The sequence below is a fragment of the Microbacterium sp. 69-7 genome (assembly GCF_001897985.1).
GTDB classification, from domain to species: Bacteria; Actinomycetota; Actinomycetes; order Actinomycetales; family Microbacteriaceae; genus Microbacterium; species Microbacterium laevaniformans.
In genome coordinates, this window is sequence record NZ_MKRU01000057.1 from 81,242 (window position 1) to 95,332 (window position 14,091).

15 protein-coding genes are annotated in these 14,091 nt (G+C 67.6%); 7 read left to right on the forward strand and 8 right to left on the reverse strand.

Annotated elements, in window-relative coordinates:
• The first annotated feature begins 17 nt into the window (after positions 1–17).
• Positions 18–812: a PP2C family protein-serine/threonine phosphatase gene (locus BGN98_RS05330; protein ID WP_288120041.1), complete on the forward strand. Its 795-nt coding sequence runs from the start codon at positions 18–20 to the stop codon at positions 810–812.
• Between the two features lie 35 nt (positions 813–847).
• Here BGN98_RS05330 and BGN98_RS05335 read toward each other — a convergent pair whose 3' ends face one another.
• The 5 genes from BGN98_RS05335 to ctaE form a co-directional block, all read right to left on the reverse strand.
• Complete coding sequence (locus BGN98_RS05335) at positions 848–1,255, reverse strand: rhodanese-like domain-containing protein (protein ID WP_288120043.1); 408 nt, start codon at positions 1,253–1,255, stop codon at positions 848–850.
• Between the two features lie 84 nt (positions 1,256–1,339).
• Positions 1,340–3,166, reverse strand: coding sequence for a cytochrome bc1 complex cytochrome b subunit (gene qcrB, locus BGN98_RS05340; protein ID WP_288120045.1), 1,827 nt, complete (start codon positions 3,164–3,166; stop codon positions 1,340–1,342).
• Positions 3,163–4,242, reverse strand: a complete 1,080-nt coding sequence (gene qcrA / locus BGN98_RS05345) for a cytochrome bc1 complex Rieske iron-sulfur subunit (RefSeq protein WP_036287972.1) — start codon at positions 4,240–4,242, stop codon at positions 3,163–3,165. Before qcrA ends, qcrB begins: the two co-directional genes overlap by 4 nt.
• 46 nt (positions 4,243–4,288) lie before the next feature.
• Positions 4,289–5,092 (reverse strand): cytochrome bc1 complex diheme cytochrome c subunit, encoded by an 804-nt coding sequence (qcrC, locus tag BGN98_RS05350; RefSeq protein ID WP_005049203.1) that lies wholly within the window; start codon positions 5,090–5,092, stop codon positions 4,289–4,291.
• A gap of 21 nt (positions 5,093–5,113) precedes the next feature.
• Positions 5,114–5,758, reverse strand: a complete 645-nt coding sequence (gene ctaE, locus BGN98_RS05355) for an aa3-type cytochrome oxidase subunit III (RefSeq protein WP_005049205.1) — start codon at positions 5,756–5,758, stop codon at positions 5,114–5,116.
• A 121-nt stretch (positions 5,759–5,879) separates the two neighbouring features.
• Between ctaE and trpD the strand changes: the two genes are divergently transcribed.
• From trpD to BGN98_RS05370, 3 genes are all read left to right on the forward strand, one after another.
• Entirely contained in the window at positions 5,880–6,941 is a 1,062-nt protein-coding gene (trpD, locus tag BGN98_RS05360; RefSeq protein ID WP_288120047.1) for an anthranilate phosphoribosyltransferase, read from the forward strand.
• A gap of 93 nt (positions 6,942–7,034) precedes the next feature.
• Positions 7,035–7,526 carry a hypothetical protein gene (locus tag BGN98_RS05365; RefSeq protein WP_005049210.1) on the forward strand — a complete coding sequence of 164 codons (492 nt, stop codon included), beginning with the start codon at positions 7,035–7,037 and terminating at the stop codon, positions 7,524–7,526.
• Between the two features lie 74 nt (positions 7,527–7,600).
• On the forward strand, positions 7,601–8,587 hold the full coding sequence (locus tag BGN98_RS05370) for a PHP domain-containing protein (RefSeq protein ID WP_288120049.1): 987 nt from the start codon (positions 7,601–7,603) through the stop codon (positions 8,585–8,587).
• A 3-nt stretch (positions 8,588–8,590) separates the two neighbouring features.
• Here the strand turns inward: BGN98_RS05370 and BGN98_RS05375 are convergent, their stop codons facing one another.
• The 3 genes from BGN98_RS05375 to BGN98_RS05385 all read right to left on the reverse strand — a co-directional run bounded on the left by BGN98_RS05375 (position 8,591) and on the right by BGN98_RS05385 (position 10,771).
• Entirely contained in the window at positions 8,591–9,505 is a 915-nt protein-coding gene (locus BGN98_RS05375; RefSeq protein WP_288120051.1) for a 5'-3' exonuclease, read from the reverse strand.
• Between the two features lie 37 nt (positions 9,506–9,542).
• Positions 9,543–10,028 (reverse strand): hypothetical protein, encoded by a 486-nt coding sequence (locus BGN98_RS05380; protein ID WP_288120053.1) that lies wholly within the window; start codon positions 10,026–10,028, stop codon positions 9,543–9,545.
• Between the two features lie 236 nt (positions 10,029–10,264).
• On the reverse strand, positions 10,265–10,771 hold the full coding sequence (locus BGN98_RS05385) for a hypothetical protein (protein WP_288120055.1): 507 nt from the start codon (positions 10,769–10,771) through the stop codon (positions 10,265–10,267).
• A 114-nt stretch (positions 10,772–10,885) separates the two neighbouring features.
• On the opposite strand from BGN98_RS05385, the gene BGN98_RS05390 reads away from it, so the two are divergent.
• The 3 genes from BGN98_RS05390 to rpsA all read left to right on the forward strand — a co-directional run bounded on the left by BGN98_RS05390 (position 10,886) and on the right by rpsA (position 14,002).
• Positions 10,886–11,314 (forward strand): YchJ family protein, encoded by a 429-nt coding sequence (locus tag BGN98_RS05390; protein WP_288120057.1) that lies wholly within the window; start codon positions 10,886–10,888, stop codon positions 11,312–11,314.
• Between the two features lie 9 nt (positions 11,315–11,323).
• Positions 11,324–12,334, forward strand: coding sequence for a cation diffusion facilitator family transporter (locus BGN98_RS05395; RefSeq protein ID WP_288120058.1), 1,011 nt, complete (start codon positions 11,324–11,326; stop codon positions 12,332–12,334).
• A 216-nt stretch (positions 12,335–12,550) separates the two neighbouring features.
• Positions 12,551–14,002 (forward strand): 30S ribosomal protein S1, encoded by a 1,452-nt coding sequence (gene rpsA, locus BGN98_RS05400; protein ID WP_005049227.1) that lies wholly within the window; start codon positions 12,551–12,553, stop codon positions 14,000–14,002.
• Positions 14,003–14,091: the final 89 nt, after the last annotated feature.

Genomic DNA, 14,091 nt, shown 5'->3' on the forward strand with positions numbered 1-14,091 from the left:
GTGCCGGTTCTGCGGTGATGGCTCATTCGATTCGGGCCGGCGTCTCCAGCGACATCGGCCCGTTTCGCGATGTCAATCAGGATGCGGCGTTCATCGCATCGTGGGGCGCGGGCGTGGCGGACGGTGTCGGCGGCGGCCCGGCCGGCGATCTCGCATCGGCGGCTCTCGTCCATCGGCTGGTCGCAGGAGGCTGGCGAGCGGGTGATGCCGCAGAGCTGACCACTCGGCTGCGGGTGGCCAACTGGGATCTGGGCGCGCACGTACGGCGGGATCCCTCGCTGGCGGGTATGGCGACCACGTTCACGGGGATCTGGTTCGGTGATGACGGGACCGTGCTTCTTGCGCACACCGGAGACTCTCGAGGCTATCTTCTTCGTTCGGGACGACTGCTGCGTCAGACCCGTGACGACTCGTTCGTCCAGGTGCTCGTCGATCAGGGGCTGGTGACGGAATCCGACGCGATGACGCATCCGCGCCGCAACATCATCACCGCCTCGCTTCGCGGCGAGCCGTCCGATACGGTCAGCGTGACCGCGCACACGCCGGTGGCCGGGGATCGCTGGCTGCTGTGCAGCGACGGTGTCAGCGACTACCTGCCGGACGACGCGATCGGTGAGATCCTGCGAGACGTCGACGGGCAACAGGATGCCGCGGAGACCATCGTCGCGGCGGCCCTGCAGGCCGGCTCACGCGACAATGTGACCGCCGTCGTGGCAGACGTCGCCGCGGGGGTTCCGTCGGCCGGTGGGGTTGTCTTCGCGGGAGCGGCCACCGAGCGCTTCAGCGAAGACGTGCAACCGATCGCCGGCTGAAGCCCCGGTGTCACGCTGCCGCGCAGGCGGAGTGATCACGGGCGCACATACATGACCTGGGGGTCGAACACGCGGGGGAGCGCACCCTGAGCGTTCTCGGTGGGCAGCCCTTCGCGCACCCAGTACTCGTATCCTCCGATCATCTCCTTCACGGAGTAGCCCAGGCGAGCGAACTCGACGGCGCCCTTCGCGCCGGCATTGCAGCCGGGGCTCCAGCAGTACACGACCACCGGCGTCGTCAGGGGGATCTCCGTCGGAGCCCGCTCAGCGATCTCGCGGTAGGGCATGTGGACGGCGCCCACCGGGTGGCCCTGGGCCCAGGCGTCGGCGCCGCGCACGTCGACGAGTACGAAGGTTTCTCCGTCGCGCTGAGCCGCGTAGACGTCCGAGGCGTCGGTCTCGTGTGCGAGTTTGCCGGTGAAGTAGGAGAGGGCGTCAGTCATGGTTCGACGCTACGCGAACGACGAAGCGGCGAGGAGGACCGGGACGGTCACTCCTCGCCGCTTGACTGCCAGCCTGAGCGGGTGTCAGTCCTTGTCTTTCGCGTCCTTCGTGTCGCCATCCGGGACGATCACATTCGACGGGCGGACGGCGGTCTCGCTCTGGCGACCATCGTCGATCGGGTGGTGCGGCGCGTCGCCGACTCCCGCCCGCTCGTGCATGCCCTGGATCTCGGCATCCTCCTCAGCGGCGATGTGATCCAGCGTGTGATGCTGGTGCGCTCGCGCCTCCTCGAGCTCCGCCTGAGTGACCGGAGCGAGGCGGTCCTCGAAGAACCAGCGCGACAGCGAGGCGCGGAAGTTCTCGTGCCAGGGGATGCGACCCTGATCGTTCGGACGCACCACGAGCGGCTGGTTGGTCTCGAAGTCGACGAGCTTGACGATCTCGTACTGGTCGACCGGCTGGTGGACCTCGATGTACTCGCCGCCCGGAAGGCGGACGATGCGGCCGGACTCGTAGCCGTGCAGGGCGATCTCCCGGTCCTTCTTCTGGAGGGCGATGCACAGACGCTTCGTGATGAAGTACGCGAGCACCGGCCCGACGAACAACAGCGCCTGCAGCGTGTGGATGACGCCTTCCATCGTGAGCCAGAAGTGGGTGGCGATGATGTCCGAGGATGCCGCGGCCCACAGCACCGCGTAGAACGTCACACCGGCGGCACCGATCGCGGTGCGCGTCGCGGCGTTGCGCGGACGCTGGGCGATGTGGTGCTCGCGCTTGTCGCCCGTGATCCAGGCCTCGATGAACGGGTACAGCATCACGATCACGATGAACAGGCCCAGAGCCGTCAGAGGGATGAGGATGTTGAACGACCAGGTGCGGTCCCACAGGACGAACTCGAGGTGCGGCGGCACGAGACGCAGCGCGCCGTCGGCGAACCCGATGTACCAGTCGGGCTGCGTGCCGGCCGAGACCGGCGACGGGTCGTACGGACCGTAGTTCCAGATCGGGTTGATCGTGAACAGGGAAGCGATCAGGACGATCACGCCGAACGTGATGAAGAAGAAGCCGCCCATCTTCGACATGTAGACCGGGACCATGGGGAAGCCCACGACGTTGCTGTTCGTGCGGCCAGGACCGGCGAACTGCGTGTGCTTGTTGACGATCATGAGCATGAGGTGCACCGCGAGCAGTGCCACGAGGATCGCGGGCAGGAGCAGGATGTGCAGCGTGTACAGGCGGCCGACGATCTGAGTGCCCGGGAACTCACCACCGAACAACAGGAACGAGGTCCAGGTGCCGATGACCGGGATGCCCTTGACCATGCCGTCGATGATGCGCAGGCCGTTGCCGGAGAGCAGGTCGTCGGGCAGCGAGTAGCCGGTGAAGCCCTCGGCCATGGCGAGGATGAAGAGGATGAAGCCGATCACCCAGTTGAGCTCGCGCGGCTTGCGGAACGCTCCGGTGAAGAACACGCGGAGCATGTGCACACCGATACCGGCGACGAACACGAGAGCCGCCCAGTGGTGGATCTGGCGCACCAGCAGGCCGCCACGGATGTCGAACGAGAGGCGCAGCGCCGAGTCGAGCGCCGCGGACATCTCCACGCCGCGCAGCGGGACGAATGCCCCGTCGTAGTGCGTCTCGACCATGGACGCTTGGAAGAAGAAGGTCAGGAACGTCCCCGACAGCAGGACGACGACGAAGCTCCACAGTGCGATCTCGCCGAGCATGAAGGACCAGTGGTCCGGGAAGATCTTGCGCCCCAGCTCCTTGACGAGGCCTGAGATGCTGGTGCGCTCGTCGAGGTAGTTCGCCGCGCCGGCGACGAAGCGGCCGCCCAGCGGCTTCTCATCGCGGGTGGTCTGAGGCGTGGTGTCAGGGCCTGTCTCGGTGACAGTCGCGGTGCTCAATGGCGCTCCCAGAAGCTCGGGCCGACGGGTTCGGTGAAGTCGCTCTGCGCGATCAGGTACCCCTCGGAGTCGACGGTGATCGGCAGCTGCGGCAGCGGACGAGCGGCCGGTCCGAAGATCACCGCGGCGCCGTGGGTCACGTCGAACTGCGACTGGTGGCAGGGGCAGAGCAGGTGGTGGGTCTGCTGCTCGTACAGCGCGACCGGGCAGCCGACGTGCGTGCAGACCTTCGAGTACGCCACGATGCCGTTGTACGACCAGCTCTTGCGGTCTTCGGCTTCGACGATCTGCTCGGGCAGCATCCTCATCAGCAGGACGATCGCCTTCGCCTTCTCCTCGAGGTAGCCATCGCTGTGGCTGAGCTCGGCGAGAGACTGGGGGATCACGTGCACAGCGGAGCCCAGAGTGAGGTCGGCGGCACGGATCGGCTCGCCGGTGGGGTCGTGCGCGAGACGCTCACCCTTCTTCCACATCGTGTGGCTGAGGAGGGCGACCGGGTCGCCGGCGATCGGGTTCTCGGGGCTGGACTCGGGAGCCAGACCGCGGAACAGGGTGATGCCGGGAAGCACCGAGGCGACAAGAGCGGCGATCAGCGATCCGCGGATAGCGGTGCGGCGTCCGAACCCGGACTCCTCGTTCGCCTCGCGGAAGACGGCGACGGCGCCCTCTCGCGTCACGTCGCGTCCGCGCGTGGCGTGACGCGGCTCGATGTGCTCCTTGTCGCTCATCACGGCCTTGGACCAGTGGATCGCACCGATGCCGATTGCGAGGAGCGCGAGCGCGATGCCCAACCCGATGAACAGGTTGTTGTGGCGGATGTCGACGATCTGACCGCTCTCGATCGGGAAGAGCATGTAGGCGGCGACGGCCCAGATGCTGCCCGCGAGGGAGAGGTAGAACAGCGTGTAGACCGTGCGAACGGCGCGCTGCATGGCCGCCGGGTCCTTGTCGGTGATGCGCTCCCGGTGGGGCGGGAGGCCCGGGTTCTGCACGGGGTCGGGGACGGCGACGGCGAGCCCGGGGGAGGGCTTCCATGAAGCCCTCTCGTGCTCGAGTGCGTCTTCCTCGTGTGCCATGTCTCGTCCGTTCCCTACGTCAGTGCCGTTGTCCACGTGTGCCCGATCAGTTCGACTTCGCCGTGATCCACACGGTGATGCCGATGAGCGCGCCGATGCCGAAGATCCAGATGAACAGACCCTCCGAGACCGGGCCGAGCGAGCCGAGGTTGAAACCGCCGGCGGACTCGTTCTCCTGCAGGTACATCAGCGACGAGATGATGTCGCGCTTCTCGTCCGGAGTGATGGTCATGTTGTTGAAGACCGGCATGTTCTGCGGGCCGGTGACCATCGCCGCGTAGATGTGCAGGGGGCTGGTCTTGGTCAGTGCCGGGGCGTACTTGCCCTCGGTGAGTGCACCACCGGCGGCGGCGACGTTGTGGCACATGGCGCAGTTGACGCGGAAGAGCTCGGCGCCGTTGGCGACATCGCCCTTGCCGTCGAGGATGCGCGCATCCGGGTAGGTCGGGCCGGGCGCGACCGACTGTGCCCAGGCCGCGATCGCACGGATCTGGTCCTCGGTGAACTGCACCGGCTTCTGAGGTGCCTGCGGCCCCTGCATCTGCAGCGGCATGCGTCCCGTCGACATCTGGAACTCGACGGCCAGCTCTCCGACCCCGTAGAGCGAGGGCCCGTCAGCGGTGCCCTCCATGTTGAGGCCGTGACACGTGGCGCAGTTGGCCTGGAAGAGCTTCTTGCCGTCTTCGACGGTGAGCGTGGTGGACGACGCGGACGCGGGCTCCGTCGCGGCCATTGCCGCCGACGCGCCGGCGTAGACGCCGCCGGTGACGAGAAGGCCGATGCCGATGAGCGCGGCGGCAGCCCACTTGCTGCGACGACCGGTCTTCTGCCGGGTGGTCTTGGTTGCCATGGAGGAACTCAGCTCCGCTTCTTACTTGACGACGTAGATGACGAAGAACAGGACGATCCACACCACGTCGACGAAGTGCCAGTAGTACGAGACGACGATTGCGGACGTCATCTCCTTGCGTCCGAAGTTCTTGACGGCGTAGGCGCGACCGATGACGAGAAGGAAGGCCAGGAGGCCACCCGTCACGTGCAGCGCGTGGAAACCGGTGGTGATGTAGAAGGCCGACGCGTACGAGCTCGCGCTGATCGGCATACCCTCTGCGACGAGCGTGGCGTACTCCCACACCTGGCCGGAGACGAAGACGGCACCCATCACGAAGGTGAGGAAGAACCACTCGACCATTCCCCACTGGCGGAACTGCCAGATGGAGCCGCGACGGTAGGGCTGGAAGCGTTCGGCGGCGAACACACCGGCCTGGGCGGTGAACGAGGAGAGCACCAGGATGCCGGTGTTCACGGCCGCGAACGGCACGTTGAGGTCCCCGGTGCTGGCGGCCCACAGGTCAGGGGAGGCGTTGCGCAGCGTGAAGTAGATCGCGAAGAGACCCGCGAAGAACATGACCTCGCTGCCGAGCCACACGATGGTGCCGACGGCGACCGGATCCGGCCGCTTGACGGAACGCAAGGCTTGGGAATAGGTCGCTGGAGTGGTCGTCACGCTCCCCATTATGGCTGATTTCACAGCCGGTTTTCGCATCACTGAAGGTGCGTTCGACTTTCGGGGGGATTGGAGGGCCCTTCGGGCGCGCCGGGAGTTGGCTGGCAGAGTGCCGATAGGATCGGGGCTCATGGCGGAGCTCTATTCCTGGCCCGAAATTCTCACTGCCGTGCTCGAGCGGCGCGACCTCAGCGTGTCGGAGTCGACGTGGGCCATGCGGCAGGTGATGCAGGGCACGGCGACCCCGTCGCAGCTCGGCGGATTCCTGCTCGCCCTGCGTGCGAAGGGGGAGACGGTCGACGAGATCGTGGGCTTCCGTGACGCGATCCTCGAGGCGGCGTTGCCCCTGCCCGTATCGGCCGACGTGCTCGACATCGTCGGCACCGGGGGAGACCGATTCGGCACCGTCAACATCTCGACCATGTCGGCGATCGTGGCCGCTGCGACCGGTATCCCGGTGGTCAAACACGGCAACCGGGCTGCCAGTTCGGCTTCGGGCTCCTCCGATGTGCTCGGCGCGCTCGGCGTCGACCTCGCTCTGTCTCCGGAGCGGGTCGCCGAGGTCCTGACCGAGGTTGGCATCACGTTCGCGTTCGCGTCCGCCTTCCATCCCGGCTTCCGTCACGCGGGACCGACGCGAGCGGAACTGGGCGTGCCCACCGTCTTCAACTTCCTCGGACCGCTCTGCAACCCCGCTCGCGCCGAGGCCAATGCCGTCGGGGTCGCCGCTCTCGATCGCGTCCCTCTGATCACCGGCGTCTTCCAGACGCGCGGAGCCACGGCGTTGGTCTTCCGCGGGGACGACGGTCTGGACGAACTCACGACCACCGGTCACAGCCGTGTGTGGGAGATCAGTCGGGGCGACATCCACGAGCACGACCTCGATCCGCGAGACCTCGGCATCCCGTTGGCGGATATCGAGGACCTGCTCGGCGGCGATGCGCAGCACAACGCCGAGGTCGTGCGACGGGTGCTCGACGGCGAACAGGGCGCCGTACGCGACATCGTCCTGCTCAACGCGGCCGCGGGGATCGTCTCGTATGACCTGTTCCGCGATGCCACGCAGGTGCAGCTGCCGATCGTCGAGCGTCTCGCCGACGCTCGCGACAGGGCAGCGGCGGCGATCGACGACGGCTCGGCTCGCGGTGTCCTCGACCGTTGGGTCGAGGCAACGACTCGCGCTGTGGACTGACCACAGGGTTTTCTCCGGCCCGTTCGCCTGGTCCCGGCCCTCGTGAGAGCGATACCGTGAGGCAACAGCACGGCACCGAAGAGAGGCCCCGCCATGTCAGAGAACATCGCCACCGCCGACACCCTTGAACCCCCGCAGAAGAAGGTCGGCTTCGTCAAGATCGCCGGCATTCTCGGCATCCTCGGCGGCATCGCGCTCATCGTGGTGGGTCTTGTCGTCTGGCTCACGGTGTCCAGCCAGCTGCGCGCGGAGAACATCACGGTGCCCGACGATGCGATGGCCTTCCAGGGGCAGACCGTCCAGGGCCCGTTCACCGCCTACGTGCAGGCCGACATCATCCAGCACCACGCGCTGAAGGCGTCGGGCGGTAAGACCTATGCCGAACTCGACAGGGAGGATCCGGTGCGCGCGACCATGATGAACGCGTCGTTCCTGCGCGCCTCGCTGTTCACCTCCGTCGTCTCGTTCGGTGTCGCCGCCTTCGCGATGGGGGTGGGGATCCTGTCCATCCTCTTCGGTGCGGCCCTCACTCGGCTGGCCTCGGTGCCCGTCGTCGTGCGGCGGTCTGCCGTGATTCGGTCCTGACGCCTCACAGATCGTCCCCTTGGAACGGGCTCGCGCACCGCGCGGGCCCGTTTCGCTGTCATGATGGCGTGCAGATGAAGCCGATCGACGCGCTGCGGGAGATCGCGACGCTGCTCGAGCGCGAGCGGGCGTCGCGATACCGCTCTGCCGCCTTTCGCAGGGCGGCGGTAGCGATCGAGGATCTCTCGGACGACGAGCTGCGTGATGACGCGAGCCTCCGCAGGCGCGCGGGCATCGGGGACTCGTCGTTCCGAGTGATCCACGAGGCGCTGGCCGGCGAGGTGCCCGCCTACCTCGCGGAGCTGCGTGACCGATTCGCCCCTGCACGTTCGACGCTGCGAGCGATGCTGCGCGGCGACCTGCACTGTCACTCGAACTGGTCGGACGGCACGACCTCGATCGGCGAGATGGTCGACGCGGGGCGCGCCCTCGGTCACGAATACCTCGCGCTGACGGATCATTCGCCGCGTCTGCGCGTGGCCAACGGTCTGAGCGCGCAACGACTGCGTGCGCAGCTCGACGAAGTACCGTCGTTCTGCGACGATCGCTTCACGCTGCTCAGCGGCATCGAGGTGGACATCCTCGATGACGGACGTCTCGATCAGGAGCGTGCCCTGCTCGCACGGCTGGACGTGGTCGTCGCCTCGGTGCACTCGAAGCTGCGGATGGAATCCTCGGCGATGACCCGTCGCCTGGTGGCCGCCGTTTCGTCGGGCCAGGCGCATGTGCTCGGCCACGTGACGGGCCGGCTCGTGCGCGGCGAGCGGGGCACCCGGCCGGCTTCCACCTTCGATGCGCGCGCCGTGTTCGCGGCCTGCGCGGCTCATGACGTCGCCGTCGAGATCAACGCACGACCCGAGCGTGAGGATCCGCCGTCGGGGCTCATCGCTCTCGCGCTGGCGGAGGGGTGCCTCTTCTCCCTCGACTCCGATGCGCACGCGCCCGGTCAACTCGGTCTGATCGATGAGGGGGCGGCGCGTGCGGAGCGAACCGGCGTCCCGCCGGAGCGGATCATCACCACGTGGCCGCTGGACCGCTTGCGCGATTGGCTCGCGCGCTGATCGTCAGGCGCGGGCGGTGATGGCGGCGACCGCGCGGGCGAGCGGTGCCCCGAGGTTCCACTCGGCATCCAGCCGGGCGGTCGCGTCGGGGTCGGGGGAACGCAGCGGTGCGCCGAGGGCGGGAAGGTCGAGCGTGCGGACGACCTCGACGACCCGCGGGGCGACGGCGAGGTAGTCGATTGCGGCGACGATCTTCGCCCGAACGCCCGCCGCGAGGCCCCCGCGGGCTGCCTCGGCGATGATGCCGGCGAGGTCGCCGTGACTGGCGAGCAGGGCCGCAGCCGTCTTCTCGCCGATACCGGCGACGCCGGGCAGCCCGTCCGAGGCGTCACCGCGCAGGACGGCGAAGTCCGAGTATTGGCTGGCCCGCACTCCGTACTTCTCGATGACGGCAGCTTCGTCGAGGACTTCGAGCTTGCTCATGCCGCGTCCGGTGTAGATCACGCGCACCGACCGGGCGTCGTCGACGAGTTGGAACAGGTCGCGGTCGCCCGTCACGACATCGACGGCACCGGCGTGCTGAGTCGCGTAGCTGGCGATGACATCGTCGGCTTCGTGATCGGCCCTACCGACCACGGGGATGCCGAGAACTGCCAACTCGTCACGGATGACAGGGATCTGGGCCGTAAGCGGATCGGGGACCTCTTCGATGTCGGTGTCGTCGGCGACGACCTCGGCGACGCGGTGGGTCTTGTACGTGGGGATGAGATCGACCCGCCACTGCGGACGCCAGTCGTCGTCCCAACAGGCGATCACGTGGGTCGGCTCGTAGGTCGACACGAGCTTGGCGATCATGTCGAGCAGTCCGCGTGCTGCATTGACCGAGGTGCCGTCGGGCGCTGTGACCGTGTCCGGCACGCCGTAGAACGCACGGAAGTAGAGGGACGCGGTGTCGAGGAGCATCAGGCGATCGGCCACGCGCTCATCCTGTCACGACGGTGCGACGGCGCGGGGGTCAGCAGCCGGGCCCGCGCGGATTCTCGAGACAGGTCTTGTCGACCAGGGCGGTCTTGACGTCGACGATCTGCAGCGTCGTCGTGCCGGCGGGGATGTCGAGGTGGCCGGGCACATCGATCCATCCGTTGCCGAAGTTGGCCTGCGCCGCATAGCGCACGGTCGCGGTCGCCGTGTAGGTGCCGCGTGCGGCATAGGCGTGGCTGGTGTCGGTGGCGCTGAACTGCGCGCGTCCGAGCGCGGCCCAGGTCCGGCCGCCCGTGGGACTGTCGCGCGACGTGCCGTCGCCGTAGATGAAGTGGTACGACGTCGGCGTGAAGCGGACCGTGACCGGAAGATCGAAGAGCGTTCCCGCCTGTTCATGAACGCCCGCCGTCGCGACGAAGTTCATCGGCATGCCGACGATGCCGACCCCGTCGGGTTCGTCGACGAACGGCGCGGATGCCGGAGCGAACGACGCCACGTCGCTGAGGGTCGGCTGCAGCACCACGACCGAGTAATTGCCCCGGCACAGGCTGTCGGTGCATGCCGGCGGGGATGGCGCCGGAACGGCCTCGGCATCGCCGCCATCGCCGCGGGAACCCCCGGAACCGCCAGATCCGCCCGGCCGCGTCGCCCCGATCTCTACCGATGATCCCGTGTTCGAGATGGAGCAGAGCCCAGCTGCTTGAGCATTCGAGTTACAGGCTGTCGCGCTAGTGAGCGCAGCGAAGATGAGTATCGTCAACATGATTCGGCGCTCGTCACTGAGTCGACAATTTGAACGCCGCTAGAGCGTTTTGCGAATTTCACTGCGAGTGACTGCACGGTCGTTCTGTCCGTGGGTGTGACATCCGAGCCTGAACGGTCCAGCACTCTGGTAGCTGATGCATCTAGGCAGACCCGCAGGAGAGGAAAACCCAACTCGTTACTGACATGCCTGATCGACGCGATCTTTGTCTCACCGGTTATGCGCCAACCACGCTCGTCTAGTGTGCTTGCAGTTGAAATCTCGTCGTCCAGTGCCTGTCCGCTCAGGAAGTCGTTGGGGTTGGGAAGGGATGTCGGGTCCACCCTGCGGGCGTTCGTGGCATCGACGTAGGCGCGGTAGGTCGCCTCGGCGGCGGCGAAGGCCTCGGCATCCGAGGAGAACGTCGAGGAGCTGGAGCTCGGCGCGGGCGACGGCGTGCTCTGCGGTGTGCATCCGACGATGCTCCCGGCCAGCGCGAACGCCACCACTGCCGACAGCACGTGTCTTCGCCTCGTCATGTCCCTCACGGTAGCCACCGCGCCGTGCGCTCACCGCGGTTTTCCACAGCCGCACACTCGGCGCGCGCGAGCGTGGGCGTGTCGTAGAGTCGGGGAATGTCCTTCGGCGCCGCCTCCCCGCCACGAGGCCGCCGTCCTCCTGCGGCATCGCCGTGCCCGTGCGGCGGCGGCGCGTTCGCCGCATGCTGCGGTCCTGTTCTCGACGGTCTCGCGGCCGCGACGGCGGAGAGGCTCATGCGCTCACGGTTCACGGCGTTCGCGCTGGGCGACGCCTCTCATCTTCTGGCGTCGTGGCACCCGGCCACCCGCCCTGATCGACTGGAGCTCGACGACGACCTGTGCTGGGAGCGCCTCGATATCGATGAGACCAACGGAGGGGTGGACGACGTCCGCGCCACGCTCACCTTCCGGGCGTCGTGGCGGGAGCGCGGCACCGGCGCGTGCGGCGTGCTCACCGAGCGCAGTCGCTTCCGCCGTCTCGACGGTCGCTGGCTGTACGTCGACGGCGTCGTCGACCCCGCGTAGCGTGTGAGCATGGCGCCCTCCCGATCGTCCCGCCGCGCGGCGCTCCCTGCGCCGGACGGCGCAGCCGGCGATGCGGAGTCGCTGCTGACGGTTCTCGTCGCGCTCGGAGCGAACCTCCTCATCGCCGTCGCGAAGACCGTCGCGGCGGTGCTCACCGGTGCGGCGAGCATGCTCGCCGAGGCCGCGCACTCGTGGGCGGACACCGGCAACGAGATCTTCCTCTTCGTCGCGACCCGCCGGTCGGCGCGTCCGCGCGATGCGCGGCATCCCACCGGGTACGGACGGGAAGCGTACGTGTGGTCGCTCTTCGCGGCGTTCGGTCTGTTCGCCGTCGGCGCCGGCGTCTCGATCATGCACGGGGTGCAGGAGCTGTTCGCGCCTGAGCCGGCCGGTCTGTTCGGCGTCTCCTACGCCGTCCTGGGTGTCGCGTTCGTCTTGGAGGGCGTTTCGTTCCTCCAGGCGCTGCGCCAGTCGCGTCGTCGCGCACGGGAGAGCGCGAAGGACGTGCTCGAGTACGTCATGGACACGTCCGACCCCACGCTGCGTGCGGTCTTCTTCGAGGATGCCGCGGCGTTGATCGGTCTGGTGATCGCCTTCCTCGGCATCCTGCTGCATCAGCTCACTGGATCTGCGGTCCCGGACGCGATCGGATCGATTCTGGTCGGCGTGCTCTTGGCCGTCGTCGCGATCGTGCTGATCCGCCAGAACCGCCGCTTCCTGGTGGGCGTCGCGGTCGAGCCGCGAGTGCGCGCCGCCGCGCTGCAGCGTCTGCTGGAACAGGCGGAGATCGCGCAGATCACCTACCTGCACATCGAATACGTCGGTCCCGGACGGGTGTTCGTCGTCGCCGCGGTCGACCTCGTGGGCGACGTCCCCGAGCATGCGGTCGCCGCCCAGCTGAATGCCGTCGAGGATCGTCTGGCCGAGAGCCCGCGCGTCGCCTGGGCGGTGCTCACGCTGTCTCGACCGGGGGCTCCGGCGTTGGATCCGGCGGACCCCGCCGACCCGCTGCGCGGCTAGGCGACGGACCCGTCGCCGCGCGGGATGCCCCCGACGGCGAGCCGGTGATTCTGATACCCTGGAGTGTCATTCGTGTGGCGCTGTGCTGCGCGCTCATGACACGCAATCCCTGACCGACCGCTCCGGCGGGGCATTCGTTCGTCTTCGTCCGTGTGCCGTTGCGCGATCATCTCGCGCCGGAGCCCGACATCCAACCCAACAAGGACAACCCACTACATGACTACCGCAACGACCGCCCCGGCCACCAAGCAGGTCGCCATCAACGACATCGGATCTGCTGAGGACTTCCTGGCCGCGGTCGAGAAGACCCTCAAGTTCTTCAACGACGGTGACCTCATCGAAGGCACCGTCGTGAAGATCGACCGCGACGAGGTCCTCCTCGACGTCGGGTACAAGACCGAGGGTGTCATCCCCTCGCGCGAGCTTTCCATCAAGCACGACGTCGACCCCAACGAGGTCGTCAAGGTCGGCGACGAGGTCGAAGCCCTCGTTCTCCAGAAGGAGGACAAGGAAGGCCGCCTCATCCTCTCCAAGAAGCGCGCGCAGTACGAGCGCGCCTGGGGTGACGTCGAGAAGATCAAGGAGAACGACGGTGTCGTCACCGGTTCCGTGATCGAGGTCGTCAAGGGTGGTCTCATCGTCGACATCGGCCTGCGCGGCTTCCTGCCCGCGTCGCTCATCGAGCTGCGTCGCGTCCGCGACCTGACGCCCTACCTCGGCCAGGAGATCGAGGCGAAGATCCTCGAGCTCGACAAGAACCGCAACAACGTCGTGCTCTCGCGCCGCGCCCTGCTCGAGCAGACGCAGTCCGAGTCGCGCACCACGTTCCTCAACAACCTGCACAAGGGTCAGGTCCGCAAGGGTGTCGTCTCGTCGATCGTCAACTTCGGTGCGTTCGTCGACCTCGGCGGCGTCGACGGTCTCGTCCACGTGTCGGAGCTGTCCTGGAAGCACATCGAGCACGCCTCCGAGGTCGTCGAGGTGGGCCAGGAGGTCACCGTCGAGATCCTCGAGGTCGACCTCGACCGCGAGCGCGTCTCCCTGTCGCTGAAGGCGACGCAGGAGGACCCGTGGCAGGTCTTCGCGCGCACGCACGCGATCGGTCAGGTCGCGCCGGGCAAGGTCACCAAGCTCGTCCCGTTCGGTGCATTCGTCCGCGTCGCGGACGGCATCGAGGGCCTCGTGCACATCTCGGAGCTCTCGGGCAAGCACGTCGAGCTCGCCGAGCAGGTCGTGTCGGTCGGCGAAGAGGTCTTCGTCAAGATCATCGACATCGATCTCGAGCGTCGCCGCATCTCGCTCTCGCTCAAGCAGGCGAACGAGTCGGTCGACCCCAACGGCACCGAGTTCGACCCGGCGCTGTACGGTATGGCGACCGAGTACGACGAGAACGGCGAGTACAAGTACCCCGAGGGCTTCGACCCCGAGTCGGGTGCCTGGCTCGAGGGCTTCGACGCTCAGCGCGAGAAGTGGGAGCAGGAGTACGCCGCTGCCCAGGCTCGCTGGGAGGCGCACAAGCTCGCCGTCGCCAAGACGCTCGAGGCCGAGGCCGCCGCTCCGATCGAGACCGGCGGGTCGTCGTTCTCGTCCGACTCCTCGAACGGCGGCGGAACCCTCGCCGACGACGAGGCTCTCGCGGCTCTCCGCGAGAAGCTGTCGGGCCGCTGAGTCGAACCGCATTCGCACAGGGCCGTCGCCCCGGATCCGTCCGGGCGGCGGCCCTGTGCCGTTGTCGTCTGCCGTCGCGCGCCCCCCGG